This is a genomic window from Acinetobacter sp. 24-47-39, assembly GCF_056783825.1.
The window spans coordinates 1-21,758 of record NZ_JBWYIP010000021.1 but is presented as its reverse complement, the minus strand read 5'-3'; the positions used below and the strand labels follow the sequence as shown (position 1 = coordinate 21,758).

The 21,758-nt window shown below is 37.3% G+C and carries 20 protein-coding genes and 1 pseudogene; 5 read left to right on the top strand and 16 right to left on the bottom strand.

Translation table 11 applies throughout. The features are described from left to right. Nucleotides 1-264, top strand: a 264-nt coding sequence (locus AC1M9C_RS14580) for an alpha/beta hydrolase (RefSeq protein WP_481953946.1), incomplete at its 5' end; no start/stop codon positions are given. A 419-nt stretch (nt 265-683) separates the two neighbouring features. Here AC1M9C_RS14580 and AC1M9C_RS14575 read toward each other — a convergent pair. From AC1M9C_RS14575 to AC1M9C_RS14545, 7 genes are all read right to left on the bottom strand, one after another. Then, on the bottom strand, nt 684-791 hold the full coding sequence (locus tag AC1M9C_RS14575) for a DUF2474 family protein (protein ID WP_155757002.1): 108 nt from the start codon (nt 789-791) through the stop codon (nt 684-686). A gap of 11 nt (nt 792-802) precedes the next feature. Next, nucleotides 803-1,807 (bottom strand): cytochrome d ubiquinol oxidase subunit II, encoded by a 1,005-nt coding sequence (gene cydB / locus AC1M9C_RS14570; protein WP_035269972.1) that lies wholly within the window; start codon nt 1,805-1,807, stop codon nt 803-805. Then, a complete protein-coding gene (locus AC1M9C_RS14565; protein ID WP_481587820.1) occupies nt 1,804-3,249 on the bottom strand; it encodes a cytochrome ubiquinol oxidase subunit I in 1,446 nt (481 codons plus the stop codon). Before AC1M9C_RS14565 ends, cydB begins: the two co-directional genes overlap by 4 nt. A 236-nt stretch (nt 3,250-3,485) precedes the next feature. Next, nucleotides 3,486-3,902: a DUF2946 domain-containing protein gene (locus AC1M9C_RS14560; RefSeq protein ID WP_481587827.1), complete on the bottom strand. Its 417-nt coding sequence runs from the start codon at nt 3,900-3,902 to the stop codon at nt 3,486-3,488. A gap of 182 nt (nt 3,903-4,084) precedes the next feature. Further along, nucleotides 4,085-4,978: an MBL fold metallo-hydrolase gene (locus AC1M9C_RS14555; RefSeq protein WP_481587826.1), complete on the bottom strand. Its 894-nt coding sequence runs from the start codon at nt 4,976-4,978 to the stop codon at nt 4,085-4,087. Nucleotides 4,979-4,992: 14 nt separating this feature from the next. After that, a complete protein-coding gene (locus AC1M9C_RS14550) occupies nt 4,993-5,409 on the bottom strand; it encodes a DUF6691 family protein (RefSeq protein ID WP_481587819.1) in 417 nt (138 codons plus the stop codon). Next, a complete protein-coding gene (locus AC1M9C_RS14545) occupies nt 5,410-5,826 on the bottom strand; it encodes a YeeE/YedE family protein (RefSeq protein ID WP_481587818.1) in 417 nt (138 codons plus the stop codon). 102 nt (nt 5,827-5,928) lie between these two features. Between AC1M9C_RS14545 and AC1M9C_RS14540 the strand changes: the two genes are divergently transcribed. Then, the gene (locus tag AC1M9C_RS14540; protein WP_481587817.1) at nt 5,929-6,246 is read left to right on the top strand and encodes a metalloregulator ArsR/SmtB family transcription factor; all 318 of its coding nucleotides are present in this window, start codon (nt 5,929-5,931) and stop codon (nt 6,244-6,246) included. A gap of 117 nt (nt 6,247-6,363) precedes the next feature. On the opposite strand, the gene dsbG is transcribed toward AC1M9C_RS14540, so the two are convergent. Genes dsbG through dsbD form a run of 3 tightly spaced genes read right to left on the bottom strand, consistent with a single transcriptional unit; the run spans nt 6,364 to nt 9,922 of the window. Further along, the gene (dsbG, locus tag AC1M9C_RS14535; protein WP_481587825.1) at nt 6,364-7,095 is read right to left on the bottom strand and encodes a thiol:disulfide interchange protein DsbG; all 732 of its coding nucleotides are present in this window, start codon (nt 7,093-7,095) and stop codon (nt 6,364-6,366) included. Nucleotides 7,096-7,115: 20 nt separating this feature from the next. Continuing rightward, nucleotides 7,116-7,961, bottom strand: coding sequence for a prolipoprotein diacylglyceryl transferase family protein (locus AC1M9C_RS14530; RefSeq protein ID WP_481953945.1), 846 nt, complete (start codon nt 7,959-7,961; stop codon nt 7,116-7,118). Next, a complete protein-coding gene (dsbD, locus tag AC1M9C_RS14525) occupies nt 7,961-9,922 on the bottom strand; it encodes a protein-disulfide reductase DsbD (protein ID WP_481587815.1) in 1,962 nt (653 codons plus the stop codon). Before dsbD ends, AC1M9C_RS14530 begins: the two co-directional genes overlap by 1 nt. 1,099 nt (nt 9,923-11,021) lie before the next feature. Here dsbD and AC1M9C_RS14520 point away from each other — a divergent pair. Continuing rightward, entirely contained in the window at nt 11,022-11,834 is an 813-nt protein-coding gene (locus AC1M9C_RS14520; protein WP_481953944.1) for a M48 family metallopeptidase, read from the top strand. 45 nt (nt 11,835-11,879) lie between these two features. Here the strand turns inward: AC1M9C_RS14520 and AC1M9C_RS14515 are convergent, their stop codons facing one another. The 4 genes from AC1M9C_RS14515 to hrpA form a co-directional block, all read right to left on the bottom strand. Next, nucleotides 11,880-12,707, bottom strand: a complete 828-nt coding sequence (locus AC1M9C_RS14515) for an SDR family oxidoreductase (RefSeq protein WP_481589608.1) — start codon at nt 12,705-12,707, stop codon at nt 11,880-11,882. A 469-nt stretch (nt 12,708-13,176) separates the two neighbouring features. Then, complete coding sequence (locus AC1M9C_RS14510; protein WP_481953943.1) at nt 13,177-13,947, bottom strand: lysophospholipid acyltransferase family protein; 771 nt, start codon at nt 13,945-13,947, stop codon at nt 13,177-13,179. Nucleotides 13,948-13,966: 19 nt separating this feature from the next. Further along, nucleotides 13,967-15,082 carry a beta-ketoacyl-ACP synthase III gene (locus AC1M9C_RS14505; protein ID WP_481590326.1) on the bottom strand — a complete coding sequence of 372 codons (1,116 nt, stop codon included), beginning with the start codon at nt 15,080-15,082 and terminating at the stop codon, nt 13,967-13,969. Nucleotides 15,083-15,129: 47 nt separating this feature from the next. Next, a complete protein-coding gene (gene hrpA / locus AC1M9C_RS14500; protein WP_481953947.1) occupies nt 15,130-19,017 on the bottom strand; it encodes an ATP-dependent RNA helicase HrpA in 3,888 nt (1,295 codons plus the stop codon). Between the two features lie 510 nt (nt 19,018-19,527). Between hrpA and ahpC the strand changes: the two genes are divergently transcribed. After that, nucleotides 19,528-20,091 carry an alkyl hydroperoxide reductase subunit C gene (gene ahpC, locus AC1M9C_RS14495; protein ID WP_035270191.1) on the top strand — a complete coding sequence of 188 codons (564 nt, stop codon included), beginning with the start codon at nt 19,528-19,530 and terminating at the stop codon, nt 20,089-20,091. A gap of 75 nt (nt 20,092-20,166) precedes the next feature. Here the strand turns inward: ahpC and AC1M9C_RS14490 are convergent, their stop codons facing one another. Together AC1M9C_RS14490 and AC1M9C_RS14485 are read right to left on the bottom strand one after the other, a co-directional pair. Beyond that, a complete protein-coding gene (locus tag AC1M9C_RS14490) occupies nt 20,167-20,751 on the bottom strand; it encodes an O-methyltransferase (RefSeq protein ID WP_481953942.1) in 585 nt (194 codons plus the stop codon). Nucleotides 20,752-20,816: 65 nt separating this feature from the next. Beyond that, on the bottom strand, nt 20,817-21,038 hold the full coding sequence (locus AC1M9C_RS14485) for a DUF1653 domain-containing protein (RefSeq protein WP_035270203.1): 222 nt from the start codon (nt 21,036-21,038) through the stop codon (nt 20,817-20,819). A gap of 236 nt (nt 21,039-21,274) precedes the next feature. Between AC1M9C_RS14485 and AC1M9C_RS14480 the strand changes: the two are divergent. Then, nucleotides 21,275-21,758 (top strand): annotated as a pseudogene (locus AC1M9C_RS14480) (alkyl hydroperoxide reductase subunit F); the annotation flags it as partial.

The following is a 21,758-nucleotide window of genomic DNA, read 5'->3' as shown; positions in this document are numbered from 1 at the left end:
TTAGGAGCTGGCAGCCCTGAAGGTTATGCAAGCTGCTGTGAAGCTTTGGCTAAGGCGGATGTGCGTGAACAACTCAAACAGATTTCGATTCCTGTATTGATTATTGCAGGTCAACAAGACCCTGTGACCACTGTGGCAGATGGTCAGTTTATGCAAGCAGCGATTGCGGGTAGTCAACTTGTTGAGATTAATGCTTCGCACATTTCGAATGTTGAACAACCACAGGCGTTTAACCGAGCTGTGGCTGAATTTATTCAGGCTTAAGTTCGGAACAACTCAAACCTGAACTCAGGAAACATCACCTGTCACGGGTGACTCATCTTGACGCTTTGCCAGATTGCTCCACCAGTCTGGCTTTTTTTTTTCACAGTAATTAGACCATGAACAACGACAATTAAATATCAGTCTCGTGATTCCTTAAAACGGCGATAGTTATGTCATAAGTGATTGAAACGATGTCACTCATCATTCTCAAAGATTCAGATGATTCTTCTAATTTTATATTAAATCAATTGTTTAAGTAAATTTTTAAAGCGTTGGTTTAGAAGCTAAAATCCGCTTAATTGTGCCTATATCATAGTTTCGATTACCCAATTATGATCAACAACGATTAGTCGTTAGTATTTAAATTAAAAACCCATCACCTAGATGATGGGTTAATTGTTGATGTCTAAAGATTTAGATTAATACGCCCACTGGATGAGCAATCGAAATAGACCAGCAATCAATAATAGACTTAAAAAACCACCGAGCCATAAAACAATAAACCACCCTGCTTGATTCAGTTTCATTATCATTCTCCTCAGTGATAACCTTCGTCACCAACACGGACCTTGTCTCTAAATACCCAATAAGATAAAGCGGTATAAAACAATATAATTGGGATTAGAATGAGTGCACCAATGAGAGCAAATAATTGACTACTTTGGGGTGCAGCAGCTTGCCAAATCGTTACACTTGGCGGAATGATATTAGGCCATAAACTAATTAAGAAACCCGTATACGCAAGAAATACCAAAGCCAATGTATAGATGAAAGGCGCAAATTCCTGACGACGTTTACAAGCTCTGAGCGCAAGGAAAGTAAAAATCAATACCAGTATTGGTACGGGGCTGAAATACCACATTTGTGGTTGGCTAAACCAGCGCTGTGCAATATCGTCATGTACAAGGGGGGTATAAATACTGACAGCGCCAAATATTAGAAATAACGCGATCATAAGCTTAGGCATCAGACGGTACATATGATCTTGGACACGCTCATCCGTTTTAAAGATTAACCATCCGCAACCGAGTGTCGCGTATAAAGCAACAACGCCTAAACCTGTAAAGAGTGAAAATGGAGTGAGCCAATCCAGACCACCACCCGTGAACACACCATTGGTGGTCTGAATTCCTTGAATATAAGCGCCTAAAATCACACCTTGTAAAAATGAAGCTAAAATTGAACCCCAAATAAATGCTTGGTCCCAAAGTGCTTTAGTCCGATTAGCCTTAAAACGAAACTCAAAAGCGACTCCACGAAATATAAGCGCGATCACCATTAAGGTGATGGGCATATATAATGCGGACAATACAGTCGAATAGACCAGTGGAAAAGCGGCAAATAAACCAGCTCCACCAAGTACCATCCAAGTCTCATTGCCATCCCATACGGGTGCTACAGTATTCATCATGACATCACGCTCTTGGCGATCTTTCACAAATGGAAATAAAATACCAATTCCCAAATCAAAACCATCAAGAACGACATAAATCAACACACCTAGTGCGATGATCACAATCCAAATCAATGATAAATCAATCATTTCAAATTCTCCTGATCATTCACCTTGTTTGATGCTTCAAGTTGTTGTTCATTATCAATGGTACTCATCGGGCGTTTAGACGCTCGGATCACTTCGCCATCTGAATGTGGTGTTGAATAAATAAATTCTGGTCCTTTCACCATCATTTTCAACATATAAAAGATACCGATACCAAATACGATGCAGTACACCACAACAAAAATAATCAGCGTCAGCCCAACCTGTTCAGCAGAGACAGGAGATAACGCATCTTTCGTACGCATTACGCCATAGATAATCCAAGGTTGACGTCCCACCTCTGTAGTAAACCAGCCTGCCAATAATGCAATAAAACCTGAAGGCCCCATCCACAAAGCAAACTTGTGCAACCATTTAGAATCATAGAAGTTGCCTGTCTTACGTAGCCATAGACCAAATACAGCCAGTAAGATCATGAGCATGCCCATACCCACCATGATTCGGAAACTCCAAAAAACGATGGTTGAATTAGGTCGATCCTCAGGTGCGAATTCTTTTAAGCCTTTAACCTCACCATCAAGGGTATGTGTCATGATCAGGCTACCCAGATTTGGAATACCAATCGCATATTTAGTTTCTTCAGCTTCCATATCTGGAATACCAAATAGATACAACGGCATACCATGATCTTTATTGGTTTCCCAATGACCTTCGATTGCAGCTAATTTAGCAGGCTGATGTTCTAAGGTATTCAATCCATGTAAATCACCCACGAACATCTGTAGTGGAGCTAAAGCAAGGATCATCCACATTGCCATCGAGAATGACTTTTTAACTAACGCATCACGACGTCCTTTGAGTAGATGCCATGCAGCAGTAGCTGCAACCAATAAGCCTGAAACCAAGAAAGCGGCCAGTGCCATATGCGCTAATCGATAAGGAAAGGATGGGTTAAAGACAATCGCGAACCAATCTTGAGGAACGATTATTCCATTTTCAAATGCAAAGCCTTGAGGTGATTGCATCCAGCTATTAGATGACAGAATCCAAAACATGGATATACATGTTCCAATTGCCACCATTAAGGTTGCAAAAAAATGCGTCTTTGGTCCAACTCGCCCCCAGCCAAACAACATGATACCGAGGAAACCAGCTTCTAAGAAAAATGCACTGAGCACTTCATATGTCAGCAATGGTCCAGTGACACTACCAGCTATACGTGAAAATTCACTCCAGTTGGTTCCAAACTGATAGCTCATCACTACGCCTGAAACGACACCCATACCAAATGATAGTGCAAATATTTTGATCCAAAATTTAAACAGATCTCGATAAACAGGATCATTCGTTTTAAGCCAACGCCATTCGAGCACAGCCAAAAAACTTGCCAATCCAATCGAAATTGCTGGAAAGATAATGTGAAATGAAACAGTGAATGCAAATTGTATACGCGCCAATTCGAGCGCTGTTAGTCCTAGATCCATGACGTCACCTTATCGTTGAATTTTGTGGTGAATGTTGTTCTTCACTGAGTTTAAAACTACAGTCACAATTACATTGTAGATGTCATGTATCACTCCGATAACACGCGATTTTAAATTCACTTTTTTGAGGATGAGAGAATACCGTCTGTTGGCTACAGACTGTTTAAAGATTTTTTTCATAATATTGAACTCTACATAAATTGATTAAGATCAAAATGATCCAAGGTTTAAATCAATTAGAGTCCAAAAGGTGGCGCTCGGCCTTGAGGCAGAAGATAGAGCTTCTGTAGAGAAAAATAGACGTGCCAAAAAGAATTGCGGTAGAAACTCAGCTTAACTTGTAAGCGATCAAAAATTTCTTTTACACCAAAATCAAATGGTAAGACGAGGTCACCATACACAGTGCAATATTGGCATTGGTGAGTAATTTGATTATGGTCGTGATGATGTTCGTGTTCACTCAAATGGTGGACGAGATCGTGATAAGTCTCATGAACATGCTGATGGCGTTCTGGAGAAAGTAAATTATGCATAATAGACATACATACCGGAGCGATATGAAATTTCTCCGGTAAGATCGGTTGTAAATAAACCGCTAGTTGTAATAACACCGTTGCAAATGCAATGATGAGTCCACTAGATCTAAACAAAATTTCCTCTCAACTCTTTTCGATAAAGAGTGTTTAGAAACATAGAAAAAATCAAGTTAATAACCGACTAGGCTGATCAACTTTCATACTTAACTATACGCCTATTGAACTTGTTTTTAAAGCCTTTTTCAATTTTATACATAACATGTATTTATAATATTTATAAAAATTAAAGTAGCTAAATTTTATGATTTGAAAAAATTTAAAGGAATTTTCAAATAAGATACTCCATTGTGTTCAGTGGACGGAAATTTGCCACCGTTTATATTAATTTGAATGGCTGGTAAAATGAGCTTTGGCATCCCCAATGTCGCGTCACGGCTATTGCGCATTTCCACAAAATCAATCTTTTTTGAATCAATTCGAATGTGTATATTCGATTCTTTTTGCGTTCTTATATCCGTTTGACACATATATTGATGTCGATTTTCTGGTAAATAATCGTGACATAGATATACACGCATATGATCAGGCAGTTGATAAAGCTTCTGAACTGAATCAAATAATTCTGCTGCACTGCCCCGTGGAAAATCACATCGTGCTGTACCATAGTCTGGCATAAATATAGTATCACCCACGAAAACTGCATCACCTATCACATAACTAAGACAAGCAGGTGTATGACCAGGCGTTGGAATGTTGTAGGCTTCAATTTCTCCAATTCTGAAACACTCATGATCTTTAAATAAATAATCGAATGGTTGCTGTGCGTTTATTGCTTTAATATCCAATTGATAAATTGAGCCAAATGTTTCTTGTACAATTCCAATATGATGACTCATGGCAATTTTGCCACCCAGCTTTGATTTTAAATATTGCGCAGCGGTCAAATGATCAGCATGCACATGTGTTTCTAAAATCCACTCAACCTTGTAATGCTGTTCATGTATGTATTGAATAATCTGGTCAGCATGTTCCGTCGTTGTTGTCGCAGAAGCAGCATCAAAATCTAAAACACTATCGATAATGGCACAACTTAATGTCACAGGATCAGCCACGACATAACTAAATGTATTGGTATTTTGATCAAAAAAATCTTTAATTAGCGGCTTGATGTGATCTTGAGTGGCGTCTTTCATCACTAGTTTCATAATTATGCGCCCATCCATTTACGGTGAATCAAAACTCCTATCAACATCGCAATCACAAAATAGAGTGATTGATAATGCCCTAAACCAATCAATGTTAATCCTGGTGCTGGACAGATGCCTGCGATGCCCCATCCTATACCAAACAAGCTAGCACCTATGATGAGCTTGTTATCAAGCTGATTGTTCTTTGGTAAATCAATCGTCTCATTGAATAGAGTTAAAGGTCTTTCACTTCTGGTTACGATCTGAAAGGGTATGAATGCCACGACAATGGCACCCATCATGACAAATGCCAAACTTGCATCCCACTCCCCAAATAAATCAAGAAAATTAAGAACTTTTTCAGGGTTCGACATTCCAGATAACATGAGCCCCACGGAAAAAAGTGAGCCAAACAAAAAAGCAAAAAGGTTTTTCATTTAGAATGCTCCTGTGACATGCCGAATTAAATAAACCGTTATAAAGCCTGTCACCATAAAGCTCAGTGTTGCCACAATAGATCTTTTGGACAATCTACTTAAACCACAAATGCCATGCCCACTTGTACAGCCAGAACCTAAACGTGTTCCAAATCCAACTAAAATACCTGCCACGATCATCATGAATGGACTTGCTTCGAGTTCAATTTCAGGCTGAACCCAAATACCATAGATAAAGGGTGTGATGATGAGACCCAGTAAAAACCACAATGCTGGTGTTTTGAAAACTGTATGCGGATTTAGTACTTGACCGATTAAACCACTAATCCCTGCTATTAGACCATTCACATATAAGTATCCAACCACAGATAAACCGAGTAGTGCTCCACCTAAAAAAGCAATCACAAAATCATGCATAACAATTTACTTATTTACAATATATTTTTTTATATTATATAATTTTGAAAAATAATCAAGATGCTTTAACATACGCATCCTTCTGTTTCAAAGGAACATCCAATGCCGTCTGATGTTGAATTCAATCAAATGGATTTTTCACAAGTTGATCAAGTCAGCGATCGACTTAAAGTCCTGTCGAATCCTGATCGCTTAAAGATACTTTGTATTTTAGCAGATGGTGAATTGAACGTTCAGGAAATTGAGAATCGAACTCAAATTTTTCAACCCACGCTTTCACAACAGTTAACCGTATTACGTAAAGCTGAAATGGTGGTGACTCGTCGTGAAGGTAAACAAATTTTTTATCAAGTGAGTGATCCTAAAGTCCTCACCATTATGCAAACGCTTTATAGCTTATATTGCGATCCTACTTCATAATCTTGCAATTCTTTCAGTTGTGGATATGAGACTCAAATACGATCATATTCTCCATACAAATGACCATGTATTAAATTTTAAAGTTTTGTATTCAAGAGTACTAAAGACCAAAAAATTCTATTTTTCAAAAACTTCTTGCAAGTCTTTTGCCATTCCTTGCATAGACTTGAACTCTCCTTGTTGATTTTTCCATACCATAGCGGGCGTGGAAAAAAATCCATATTTATCCATGAGTGACTCGTTATAGTCGATTTTTTCATGTAAAGATTTTGATATATTTTGCGTAACAACTAATCGCTCTTTACCTTTCTTTTTATTGTAGTCATTAAATACTTTAGCAGGATCACTTGAGTTAAGTATGGTGGCAATTTGCCCTCGACTTTCTTCTCGAATCACACCAACTTGTATATGTCGAAGTTGAACTTTTCCCGAGTTTACCCATGGTCGTGCAGCTTCCCAAAATTGATGGCAATATGGGCAGTTAGGATCTGAAAATACATAAACAACGCGTGCTGCTGTATTTTCACCATCTTGAATCCAAGTCGACTTTTCAATGCTCTTCCATACATCATCTAATACGGCGTCTTTGACATGTGTATTTAATGCTTCAATAGAAATATTTTCACCTTGAGCATTATATAAATCACCCATAATGTAATATTTCTGATCATTAGAAATAAAAACCGTGCCTGGATGTTGGTTCATATGCCCTACCCATCCTCTCATACCTGCTGGTGCTGGAATTTCTTTTACAAACTCAAAGCCCTCTGCTGAAATCTGCTTTTTTAAATCCGCATAACTAACGCTACTTATTAAAAATACGCTAGACAACAATATTAATTTATTTATATCTTTCATAACCTTTAGCTCTACTCAGCTGTCATTTTAATTAAATATTCTTGCAATTTTGCAGCGCTTAACTCACCCATATGTCTATCCACCAATTTACCTTTTTCATCGTAAAACAATGTAGTTGGCAAGCCAAAACTATTGATCTGCTTGGGCATTTCACCATTTACATCAAGTCTGACATTTTTAAAGTTGAAGCTGTGTTTTTGTAAATAGTTTTGAACCGTTGTGATATCCTCACCTTGATTGAGCTTCACAAAATGAATATTGGGATGAGCCTTTTGTGCTTGAAAAAGTATTGGCATCTCTCTATGACATGGCGGGCACCAACTCGCCCACAAATTAACGACTGTAGGCTGTCCCAAAAAATCTGTGAAATACCCTTCATTCTTATTTTCACTATGATCAGTTGGGAGTATCTGAAAACTTAGATCAGGATAAAAACTTTCAACCTTGTATTGAGTTTTTATCATTACGCCAATCGCTACCCATAATAAAAACACCCCAACTAAAATGATTTTCATTTTTGTTCGTAAGCTTCGATTGAGAATGATATAGCTTAGCCCACCGAAGAATAATCCACTCCATAAGTTAAATCCTTTATCTTGGATTTTGAGTATATCTAAAGGATTTTCAATATAAATCTCCCAATAGAACATAACAAAGATGACTCTAGCGGCAACTGCTCCAATAATGATGCTTGTCCACACTGAATCTTTACTGATTTTGACTTGGGTATCTGTCCATTTATAGTGATAACCTAAAACATTGATCAGGATACTGATGAACAGTATCCCACTGAATAGAATCAATAAAACCCATGGAAACATGAGTGATCCAAGTTGAATCCCATCAAATGAAATCATTACTGAACCATCCCGACAGATTGTTCCAGCAATCGATTTAATAACTGTGTTGCAGTAAAAGTGCCAGTCAAACGCAGATCACGTATTTCATCATGTTGCGTATTTAAAAAAATAAATGTTGGCGGACCTAAAATTTGCCATTTTTTTAACAGTTCATCTTGGCTTGGTTCAAAATGAGTGAGATCTAATTTAATTAAAACCAACTCATTGAGTTTGGCTTGAACATCTTCACGCGGAAGTACCTCTTTTTCTATCGGTTGACATGCAACACACCAATCTGCGTAAACATCAATTACTACGGCTTTACCTTGATTTGCTTCCAAAACATTTGAAAGCTGCGCGGCAGAGTTGACTTTATGCCATGTATGTAATGTTTCGGCCTTCGTTACAAGCGAGTGCGTATACCCTTGCTGCACATAATTCACTCCTAAAAACATCATGCCAAGACTGAGTAATATGATGATGCTTTTAACCACTATTTTTTCGACATAAGGTCGCATTTTCCAGAGTAAATATACAGCGAATCTAAGAAGTAAAAGACCCATCAGAATTTGATAAATACTGGTTGGAATAAGTGGCCGTACAAAATAAATGGCCACAAGCAACATCACGAAACCAAAACAGACCTTGAGTCGATCCATCCATACCCCAGGTTTAGGTAAAAAATGCGTCCCGAAAACTGCCGCAATAAAAAGCGGCAAACCAATCCCAATGCCCAAAACAAAAAGATAAGTGGCCCCTAATAAAGGTTGGTTCAACTGTGAGACAAATATCAATGCTCCAGCCAACGGAGCACTCATGCAGGGCCCAACTATCAGTGCAGAAATCATCCCCATGAGTCCTGCACCGATCAATGTTCCACCTTTTTGTTTTTGTTGCCAAAGATCTAAGCGTTGTAACATTCCTTGAGGTAAAGAGATTTGAAATACACCAAAAAGATTAAGGGCAAAAATAATAAACAGGAGACTAAAAATACTAATGAAGATCGGACTTTGAAACCAACGCTGAAAACTATAGCCCAGTTGAGAAACAACGAATCCCATTAACGCATAAACGATAGCCATCCCTGTGACAAAAATAAAAGCTATTACCGCGGCACGATAACCTCTGTGATTTTGCACAAGAATGCCTGATAAAATCGGAATTAAGGGCAATGAACAAGGCAAGAATGCCAACAATATTCCAAGTCCTAAAAACACCAATAAATTAAGCCATACACTTTGTTGAGAGAGCAAATTTAAAAAAAATTGATCGTTGTTCCATACACTCGAAAAGTTCGCTGGCCTATTCTGATTTTCTTTAGATAAATTTGCATCTAGCGTGGATTGATCCTCACTGATTAAATTATTTTCCCGAAATTCGGTTTTATCTAGCTCAAGCGCAGTAGCGTTAAAATTTTTACGATCTGCGACTGTATTATTATCCTTTGAAATGAGTTGTGTTTCTGTTTTTGGTGAAGCATTTTCTTGTGCATCTCGAGTATTTACAACTCCATTAGATGCCGCTGAAATTTCTTTGAGATTTAAAACTTTCTTAGCTTGTGTAGTTTGCTGCGCTGGGAATAAACCTGTGCTGTCAGTTGTTATCGTTGTTCTTTGAATCGGATAACATAAACCACTTTCAGCACATCCTTGCCATTGAATCTTTAATTCTTGATTTGGTTTGACTGGAATATTGCTGATTACATCCTGATAATGCACTTGGGTCATACCAAAGTTTGGATCATCTTTCTCTTTTGGGCGTGGTAGAGATAACTTTACAGGACCTTGAATGTCTGAAACTTTGATTTGATCATGATAGAGATAGTAACCATCTGCGATCTTCCATTTTAGTTCAGCTTGATGATGACTGACTGATACTGCCTCAAATTGAAATGCTTGATCTGGTGGTAGAAAATCTGCAAATGCAAAACTACTCACCAAAGAACCAAGCAATAAACTACCCTTAAACCACTTATTCATATTGACTGTATCAGTTCCTGTCTAGTCATTCAAAGTTCAAAGAATGAATTAAGAAAGCGTGATAAAGCAAATGCCGCTTCAACGCCAATCGTCACTCGAGATCGCTCATACATTTGTACTCGCCCTAACATGAACTTTATATCGCAAAAAATCTCATTATTCCGTTGGAATTCTTTAAATATTTCTGTTGATCACCTTGGCACAGCGTTTGTGATTGAGACTTTACTCGAACCACGAAAGAAACCCTCATTTGATTCACCAAGTACTCCACATCAAGATTAATCATTCTTTGAAAATACGATGAGATTGAATGACGAGTACTAAAAACTCAAGTTCAGGTTAAACATCTTTGAAATTGAACAAATTGACTGAAGACAAAATAAGTTTAGATGAATTTATTTTAAAGTGTTCTGTTGTATCGATTGGCTAGGATAAGCAGCATGCGCATATTAATGATGCTCAGACCTTGTCAAAAATCAAACAGGCCTTATAACACTGTGATCAAAAAAATTCGTGGTTAAAAAATCATATAATCAGTCCACCCAAATTTATTTAAAATACCCAACAACAATATGTGTGAATTAAATCACAAAATACACCTAATCAACATGTAAGAACAACTTCACAATATAAGAATTAATTTTTAATAACCTTGAATGAAATTCCAAAATATTTCGTTATGAGTTATTTATCAATATTCAACTAAAATAGTGAGAATTTATTCTCATATTAAATTAAATTCAAAAACAGAATCACACTTAAATATTTAAAAAAACAATAATAAAACATAAATTACTGATTTATATATACTATTAATTTTAATAAATATTAATCTAATCACAAATAATATAATAAAAATATAATAAAATACAAAATATATATAAATAAAATAATTTATCTAAATAATAAAATAACAAATAAAAAAATATTATTGTGACTCAAATCTCATTATAACCACCATGATATTAATTCGTTCAAATTAATAATTAAAATAATGTTTGTTTAATTAATCTAAATATTGAACAATAATTAAACACGAAATCTAGCTATTAAAAATCAAGCTAGATCTCAAATAATATCCCATCATTAAGGTGTAATTATGAAATCCTTCGCGTTTGGTATTATAAGTTCAATTGCATTAATCTCGACTGGCTGTGTTTCAACCACATCATTAGGCACTGTAGCTTCCGAACGTAAACAACTCATGATTATTCCAGAATCAGCTTGGAATAAAATTTCAAACCGTAGCTATAATAAATTTGAAAAGAAAGCGAAGACTAAGTCTTTATATCTTGAAGATCCACGCTTAAATCAAATTTTGGCACGTTTAATTCCACATGCTAATCAATATTTACGTGAAGGTCGTCAACCAATTCAATGGCGAATTAACGGTGTGCTCAGCAGCAAACCGAATGCCCAATCCTTTCAAAGTGGGCAAATTGTTGTTAATTCGGCTGTATATATGTTTGAAAACTTATCAGATGACGAGTTAGCCACTCTAATTGCACATGAAATGGCACACATTATCCGTAATCATAGCCGTGAAAAGGCTTCACGTTTCGCAGCAACGAATCTAGGTCTAATGGGTGCAACCATGGGAACTGGGGCTGCCATCGGGCTTGCAAGTGGTTTATCAGGCAATCAAACCAATATGTCTCATCGCCGCCATTTAGAAGAAGAAGCTGATTTGATTGGTTTAGATTTAATGGTGAGAGCAGGCTACGATCACAACGCAGCACTCACATTTTGGGATAAATTCGAAGCAAATCTCAACAAACGTAAAATGAATAAAGATCAATCAACTTTGTTTGCAAGTCATCCGAGCAATGACCAACGTAAAGCATTCTTAACTGAACAAGTCATGCAGATCGAAATGTATCAAAAGGATGTCAACCTCACTGCATTACGATAATTTAGTATAAATAATAAAGCCCAACACTATGTTGGGCTTTCTCATTTATGGATCAACAAATAGATCAACCATCAATTCTTCATCTGATGGTTCCACTCGATATTTTTCGAAATCAGTTTCACCTTTCTCTCTTAATATCTCTTCATCAATCATCATACGACCCGTGATCGAACGTTTCTCACTCGTTAAAATTGCATACGCTGCATCAGCCATGATAGCTGGTGTCCTAGCCTTGCTAAATAACTCACGTCCACCGAGAGAAAACTCGATCGCTGCAGTTGCAATAATGGTTCTAGGCCACAAAGCGTTAACACTTATTCCATAACGTTCGAATTCTTGATTCATTCCCATGGTCAGCATACTCATACCATATTTACTAATGGTATAAGGAGAATGAACCGCAAACCACGATTCTTTTAAATTTAAAGGTGGAGAGAGGCTAAGAATGTGTGGATTTTGACTTTGTTTTAAATAAGGCAAGGCAGCTTGACTACAGACCATAACGGCACGAGTATTAACTTGATACATGAGATCAAAACGATTTGGATCAAGCGTTTCAACACCACTCAAATTAATCGCACCAGCATTATTAATGAGGACATCTATCCCACCAAAGTGTTCAGCAGCCTGTTTCATTGCGGCTGCGACAGCATCTTGATCTCGTACATCAAGTTGGATCGCTAATGCTCTCCCACCAGCTGCTTCTATTTCTTTTGCAACAGAATGAATCGTACCACTGAGTTTCGAATGTTCAGTGCTCGTTTTTGCAGCAACCACAATATTTGCACCATCTTTTGCAGCTTTAAGTGCAATCTCACGACCGATACCTCTGCTTGCACCTGTAATGAACAGTGTTTTTCCTTGTAGTGACATAATCCCTCTGTGTTATTTTGTTTTTGAGTTTTCAATGTACAAAAAAAAAGCACTTATGCAAAATTTCTTTATGAACCTCTAAGTCGTAGAAGCATACATTTTGCAATTACAAAATTAGAATTATTTTGATAGCATGCTAAAAAACATAAATAACATTCTGTTTTTATTAATTTTTCAAAAACCAACTATAGTTGCATTTTGTGCCAAAAATTCACCTTTGATTTTCAAACTTAATTTGTGTGAAATTTAAAAAGTGAAAATCGCTCTCATACGCCTATTATTATTCTGAGATAAAAAAAAGCCCAAGGAGGAGTACAATCTTTGGGCTTAGTAAACTGAATATTTACATTAAAATAATATACCTAATTAATATAAAATAGAAAGCACTAATTTATTTTTTTAATATTATTTTAAAAATATTTTTATAATCAACAATATAATTAGATTAAGAAGTATAATTTTCTAAGATTTAACTTTGTCTATCTCGTATCAACTGCGTTGATGCAATATTTTCGTAAATTGTTTGCTGCAGTTGATCTCTGAATTCAATCAAATCTTGTTCTGTTTTGATATTTGAGATTGATTTTCGTGGTAAAAAATTGAAATAGAATGGGACTCTTTTAGGAATAATATTTTTCGGTATTGAAGGTAAAACCTCACCTTGACGGAGTAATTTTCCAATTTTAGGTACAGCTAAAAGCTTTTTAAACCACTTTTTTTCAAGCAAATAATTGGCATCAAGTGCCAAATCGAATACTTCATCACCACCTACAGCTACAAAAGGTGCAATGTCGTAGTCAAATTCTTGAGCTAACTTTAAGAATCCGTAGCGCTCTTTCCATATGAGTTGATATTCTTCCCCTTTGCGCTTTACTACCTCACGCCCACCACCTGGAAACACTAGGATAGAGTATCCTTGTTGCATTGCATCTCTGGCGTATTCTCTTAGACCCTCAATTGCACCCATTTTATGAACCATATCTTTCCAATACGGTATTTTGAAATGAATGTGATCACCTAAACTCACAATTTTAATTTTGTGCTCTGTATATAGATAATCAATCAATATTGGCGTATCAAATACGCCATAAATTGTATGATTACCCACATACATGGCAGGTCGATCAGCATTGAGATGTTCAACACCAAGAAAGGTCGGTTTAAAATAAAAACGTTGCAACAAACTACCATATCGGATCATTTTAGAATGGTGTTGGATTTGCAATGCTTTATTTTCCATTGAACATCTCTTTATCTAATTAAGCTACTCGCTTCTGAACCAGTATCGAACCAACAGAATAACCCGCACCAAATGAACATAATACACCGTATTCACCATCATTCACTTGATCTGCAGTTCGGTGTAACGCAATGATGACCCCAGCTGAAGAAGTGTTTGCAAACTCGTCTAAAATGATTGGAACTAAGTCTGGATCTGCTTCAGCAACAGCTTTACCCACCACTAGCTTTAAGATTAACTCGTTCATGCTGGCATTGGCTTGATGTAACCAGAAACGTTTAACATTCGTCGGTTCGATTTGGTTTTTCTCAAGTTGCTTTGTAATCATTTTCGCAACCAATGGGCATACTTCTTTAAACACTTTACGACCATCTTGACGGAAGCGTTTATCATCCGCGTTGGTTGTTTCACTTGGATTCAAGAAGCCAAAATTATTACGAATGTTATTAGAGAATTGCGTAAACAATTGCGTATCTAAAATTTCGAATCCAGTTTTAGAATCTGTATCTTCGATAATTGAAGCTGTCGCCACATCACCAAAAATGAAATGACAATCACGTGAACGATAATCTGTATGACCTGATGTGATTTCCACATTGACCAAGAGCACACGACGAGCACCAGACTTAATCGCATCATAAGCTTGTTTTAAGCCAAATGTTGCAGCAGAACAAGCAACATTCATGTCATAAGCATAACCTTGAATGCCTAATGCAGTTTGAATTTCAATAGCAACCGCAGGATATGCACGTTGCATATTTGAACAAGCCAATATTACAACATCAATGTCTTCAGCAGTTACACCGGCATTTTCCATTGCTTGTTTTGAAGCGATCACACCCCACTCAGCTTGAAGTGAAATTTCATCATCTGATCGTTCTGCTAAGTTTGGACGTAAACGATTAGGATCTAATACGCCTTCCTTCTCTACAACATAACGTGCTTTAACACCTGAAGCCTTCTCAATAAATTCTGCACTTGAACCACGGCGTGCTTCAATTTCGCCCGCAGCAATTTTTTCAGCATTCTCTTGATTAAACTTTTCTACATAAGCATTTAAACTTTCAACCAATTCTTCATTGGTGATGACATGTTCAGGATGGAATAAGCCAGTGCCTGTAATACGAATGCCCATGCAAAACTCCTTTTTTGAGTAACTCAATATTTCAAATTAAAGCTATATTAACTGATTCCGAGACGTTCCCATACTTTTTGAATACGGTTTGGCGAAATTGGCATCTTGGTTTTCATCGGTTGAGAGAATAATGAGATTCTCAGTTCTTCAACCATAAAATATAACTCTTTCAATTTCTGATCATTTTTATATTTAAATAATTTATCCATCCAAGGATCGACTTGAGCAATCGCATCATCATCTCGTTTGAGATTATGAGGCAAACGATCAATCCTGATCAATAAAGCTTTAAGATAGCGTGGAAATTCAATCCACACGTCTACAGATTTACTATAAGCAAAATCCGCTAAACTCATTAGATCAAGTTGATCTTCAATATCATCGATATTTTTACCAAATACATTGGCATCAATCATCATCAACTCGCGTCGAATTTGTTGCCATTGTACATAAATGTCATTAAAGGCAGCCAAGACCTTTTGACCATGCGTCAAGAAAGACTGCTTAACAGCTTGTAAAATGGTTTGGAAATCTTGCGCATCTACAGGCTCTTTCTCTAAAGCCATTTGTAATGTTGCGTAAACTAACATTTGTTCTAACTGAGCTTTATCACCCAAAGGGGAATAGGCTAATGCGAGTGGTTTAGAGATTTGTTTTTTAAGCTGTCGAATCAAATCACCTAGCTGCATATGAATCAGGCGAATAATACCAGCACGATGATGGCGTATTGCTTCGTGCTGATCATTAAACGTTTGAATGACAACACCTGACTCATCCTTTTGCTCAAGCTTAGAAAATTCCTTGCTTGGTACAAGTGCTTGATATTGTTTGACGACGACACCTGTGACTTTTTGCGATGCTTCAAACACAAAATGCTCAGGGAAAGTTTGATACTCACCTTTTAACTGCTTGACTGGACTATGCGTTTCAGTACGACAGCGTGCTTTTAATTCAGATAAATCGCGACTTTGCTCAATCACTCGTCCTTTTTCATCGATGACTTTAATGAGCGGTAAAAGATATTGTTCAATTCGATCTACATTAAAATCTTTTTCAGTGATCTGTTCGCCTCTCAATTGAAAAGCTAAAAAACTAAAAATATGCTTTTGTAAATCTTGCGGATCTATTTTGGACATCAGTTTACGCGCTGTATCTGGTATAGGTACCAAGCCACGACGCTTATCTTTTGGAAGAGCTTTTAATAGTGCTTCAATCAAATCAAGACGCCAACCTGGAATGCCCCATGACCATAAGTTTTCATTTACTTGTGGCAGGGCCTGTAGTGGAATCTTGATCGTCGCACCATCTTCATCATGACTTGGGTCAAATCGATAACTTGCCGCTAAACGAAGTTCGCCATTACGTAAGTAATCAGGGAACTGTTGGGTGGTTGGACGATCGTTAAGCCATAAAGCATCGTCATCGATGAACAAATAACGTGGATTTTGAGGCTCAACTGTTGCACGCCAATCTTCAAAACTACGCCGACTCGCAACATCTTCAGGCACTTTTGCTGCATAAAACTGATAAATCGTCTCTTCGTCTACCACCAAATCACGACGTCGCAATTTGTCTTCAACTCGCTCCACTTCTTCTAGTTTAAGTAAGTTATGTTTTAAAAATGGCGGCGTAATCCCCAGATGACCCGTCGTTAACGCATCGCGAAGGAAAATTTCATGCGCCGCAGTTTGATCGACCTTTTCATAATTGATTTGACGCTTAGGCTCAATAATCAAACCAAACAGTGAAATTTGATCATATGCGTTAACCACACCTGCTTTTTTCGACCAATGCGGTTCAAAGTAATGATGTTTCACTAAATCACGTGCAGCTAGCAATATCCACTCAGGCTCAATTTTCGCCAGTGTTCGTAAATACACCTGAGAGGTTTCTACCATCTCAAATGCCATGACCCATGGTGTATTGGTTTTGTGTAAGGTTGATGCAGGAAATATACGTGCCTTTTGTTGACGCACTGCCATGAATACATTGCGTTCATCTGTTTTATTTGCAATGAATGACAATAGTCCCGTGAGTAAAGCTCTGTGAAGATTTTCGTAACTGGTTTTCTTTTCATTAAAAGAAAGCTTTAAGCCTTGAGCAAGATCAACCAGTTGCTCATGTGTTTTTTTCCATTCTCTCAAGCGTAGCCAACTCAAGAAATGATTACGTGCAAATGTTCGACGCTTATTTTCACTCATCTCCCGATTTGCAACCAACGCATCCCATAATTTGAGATAGAACAGAAAGTCAGAGTCGGCTTCACGAAATAAGGCGTGCTTCTGATCCGCTTGCATTTGTTTATCAGCAGGACGCTCTCTTGGATCCTGAACAGCTAACGCAGCCACGATAATCAATACTTCATTGAGTGCCCCAAAATGAGCACCCCCCAAAATCATACGTGCGAGTCTTGGATCAATTGGCATTTTTGCCATTTGTTGACCAATTTTGGTGAGAGAATCGCCTTTGCCTTGAAGTCCACCTTTATCTAAATATGAGGCTGTTTTAGCCGCAAGAGAAGGATTACTCTTTTCCGTCATCGCCCCGAGTTCAATCAGCAGTTTACGACCATCATTGACGAGACGATGATCAGGCGGTTCAATAAAGTCAAAATCTTCGAGTGTTCCAAGACCTAAACTCTGCATCTGCAAAATAACAGATGCCAAATTAGTACGTTTGATTTCAGGTTCAGTAAATTCGGGACGACTTAAAAAGTCTTCTTCTGAATACAGTCGAATACACACACCCGGTGCAATACGACCACAACGACCTTTACGCTGATTGGCTGCTGCTTGAGAAATCGCTTCAATCGGTAAACGCTGAACACGCGAACGGTAGTTATAACGAGAGATACGTGCAAAACCACTATCAATGACGTAACGTATGTTTGGAACGGTCAATGCAGTTTCCGCAACGTTGGTGGCAATAATGATACGCCGTCCACCACCTGCAGGATTAAAAATCTTTTGTTGTTCAGATAACGCTAGTCTCGCATACAAAGGTAGAACTTCTGTATGACGAGGTCCATGTTTGATTAAAGTTTCCTGTAGCTCACGAATCTCTTGTTCCGTACTGGCAAAAATCAAAATATCTGCGTGTTCAGGATGACCTTTTTCCTGTGCATCTTTGAAACATTCTTCAACAGCTGATACTACTGCGCGCGGTAGGTTTTCTTCAAAGTCATCAAACTCATCATCATCACTCCCTACAATACTCATTTCAGAGATCGGACGATAACGCACTTCAACAGGAAAACTACGACCTTCAACCTCAAAGATCGGTGCGTTATTGAAGTAACTTGAAAAACGATTAACGTCTAAAGTTGCAGATGTGATGATTACCTTTAAATCTCTCCTGCGCGGTAAAAGTTGCTTCAAATACCCCATGATAAAATCAATGTTTAATGATCGCTCATGCGCTTCATCAATAATAATCGTATCGTATTTGGTTAAGAAACGATCATGAGCCAATTCAGCCAGCAAAATACCATCTGTCATTAAACGAACGATAGAGTCCTGTGAACCCTGTTCGTTAAACCTTACTTTAAATGAAATAGACTCACCGAGTTTTTCACCCACCTCTTCTGCAATACGTTGCGATACACTGCGCGCAGCTAATCGTCGTGGCTGGGTATGACCAATTAACCCTGTTAAACCACGTCCCGCAAGCATGGCTATCTGAGGAAGCTGAGTTGTTTTACCTGAACCTGTTTCACCGGCAACAATAATGACCTGATGCTTTTGAATAGCCTCAATCAATTTGTCTGCGTATTGGGTAACAGGTAAATCTTGATTAAGTTTGATATTAGGAATGCGTTGAATACGCTGTTGTACTTTTAAATTTGATTTTTCAAAAAGTTCTTGATATTTCTTTTCATTGGCATCTTTTCCTTTGCGTAGTCGACTTAAACGATGAAGATCTCGTGCCATCACCATTTGTTCTACATTTAACCCTATCGTTGCCAAGTTTTAGCCCTATACCAATTACGAAACGCTTTATTCTACTCATTTTCAAAGATTATCCCAAATCTGAATCGGACTATTTTTTTAGATTAAATGAGAATATAAAGCTTAAAATGATCTTATGTTGAAATAGAAACATGTCAGCCGTCTTATGTGACAATTCATACAATTTTTGAAATTTTCATGTGGCTTTTTATATTTTTGAAAAACTAAATCCAAAATAATGATGATTTTTTTAATATTTACCCTTGAATTTTCACTTCAGTGTCTTCATGTTGGTAGGCATGTGAAATTTTCTCATCCTGTCACGAATACATCATTTTGATGTGTTACAAGGAAGACAGATGACAAACTTAAATGGCAATCAATTTACATAATTCGGTTTTTCCGATTTTTGTAATGTAAAAATACCATTTCAGCACAGAACGAAAGTTCGATACTCTAATTGAAAATTAAAGACTAACCTCAATCATGGAGACAATGATGAGCTTAATTAATACTGAAGTTAAACCATTCGCAGCTACAGCTTACCACAACGGTCAATTCGTAGACGTGACTGAAGCTGATCTTAAAGGCAAATGGTCTGTAGTATTTTTCTACCCTGCTGACTTCACTTTCGTTTGCCCAACTGAACTTGGTGACCTTGCTGACAACTACGCTGAATTCCAAAAATTAGGCGTGGAAATCTACGGTGTTTCTACTGACACTCACTTCACTCACAAAGCTTGGCACGACACTTCTGACGTAATTGGTAAAATCCAATACCCATTAATCGGCGATCCAACTTGGACTCTTTCTAAAAACTTCGAAGTTCTAATCGAATCTGCTGGTCTTGCTGACCGCGGTACTTTCGTAATCGACCCAGAAGGTAAAATCCAAATCGTTGAAATCAACGCTGGTGGTATCGGTCGTGATGCTCAAGAACTTCTTCGTAAAGTTAAAGCAGCTCAATACGTTCACGCTCACCCAGGCGAAGTTTGCCCTGCTAAATGGAAAGAAGGCGATGCAACTCTTGCTCCTTCAATCGATCTAGTTGGTAAAATCTAATTCATTAGATAGCACTAAAAAAACCACGCTTTGCGTGGTTTTTTTGTGTTCAATCCATCAAATTCTCAATCACCATCAATTCCGCGTAATCATCAATAATCCACACCCAATATTCAGCGTCATCGTGCAAAAATCTGGATCAGCCTTAACATCCTTTAAAAAACTTTGTATTTCAGCAGCATGGGAAATCACTTTATCTACAAGTATTACGCCATGTTCAGGATGTAGTACCTTTTTTAAATATTGCCAATAATCAGGATATGCATTTCGATTCGCATCTAAGATAATTAAGTCATACACATCGCCTTCATTAATTAATAAATTAATTGCTTCACTGCTGATAAAATCAATAAGGTGATCTAAACTAAATTGTTTGGCGTACTGAGTCGCAAGTGCTATTCTTTTTGAGTTTATATCAACCGTAGTCACTCGACCCTGATGATCCGAAACCGACTCCGCCATCCATAATGTTAAATATCCTGTCGAAGTTCCTATTTCAAGAATTCGTTTAGAGGTCTGGATCTTAATGAGCATCGAAATATAATGGGCAGATTCTGGTTTTATATTTCGATATCTCAGATCGCGATCAGTTTGATATGCATCATGTTGAATTAACTGCTGATATAAACTTTGCATTTGACTTAGAAATTCAGCATTCATGACATATTCTCATTGAATCGATTTCTATAAACTAATCAAAGATAAAGTCTTTACTATGACAATCATCATAATTTTTGAATCAATTTAAAACGTTCAATTTCACGATCATCATCTTCTAGATAAATACTTTCCGTAAACATCGCTAATGGCCTTACCCATATTGAATAATCTCCATAAAGGCATTGATAGACCACAAGCTTTTCTTGAGTTTCACTATGCGTCGCTACATGAAGGACCTGATAAAGTTGTCCTTTATAGTGTTTATAAATGCCTCTCTCTAAGGTCATAATTCGTCCTCGCTCATATCTATTAAAATAATTTTAGTGTAAATGTCTGAATTTAAATTGCTTTTATACTTGAAAATTCAAGTTTTAACTCAATATTTTCATACATCTACACCAATGACTTTGATGAAATTTATTTTTCCGATTGAATTTATAAAAACAAACTGTTTTATCTATTCAATCAATTATCTTAGTATACCTGTATCGAATGAATTATTACTCCTTTGGAGACGTTAGCAATGTTAGATCAAAATACTTCAGCTCAATTAAAAACGCTTTTAGAACGCCTTGAGGGTCCAATCGAATTGGTTGCGACTTTAAATGATTCAGACAAATCTGCAAAAATCAAAGAACTTGTGGAAGAAGTGGCTGCACTTTCTCCATTAGTCACAGCTCGTTTTGATGGTCAAAATAAACGTGCGCCGAGCTTTGGTATTGCTAAAGCGGGTGAAAAACCGCGTGTCTTCTTCGCAGGTTTACCAATGGGTCATGAGTTCACTTCTTTGATTTTGGCATTGCTACAAACTTCTGGTTATGCACCAAAAGTATCTGATGAAGTATTGGCATCCATTAAAGCTTTAGAAATCAAATCTGACTTTGATGTATTCGTATCTTTAAGCTGTCATAACTGCCCAGATGTGGTTCAAGCACTTAACTTGATCGCAATCTACAACCCTGGCACAACAGCAACCATGATTGATGGTGCATTCTTCCAAGACGAAG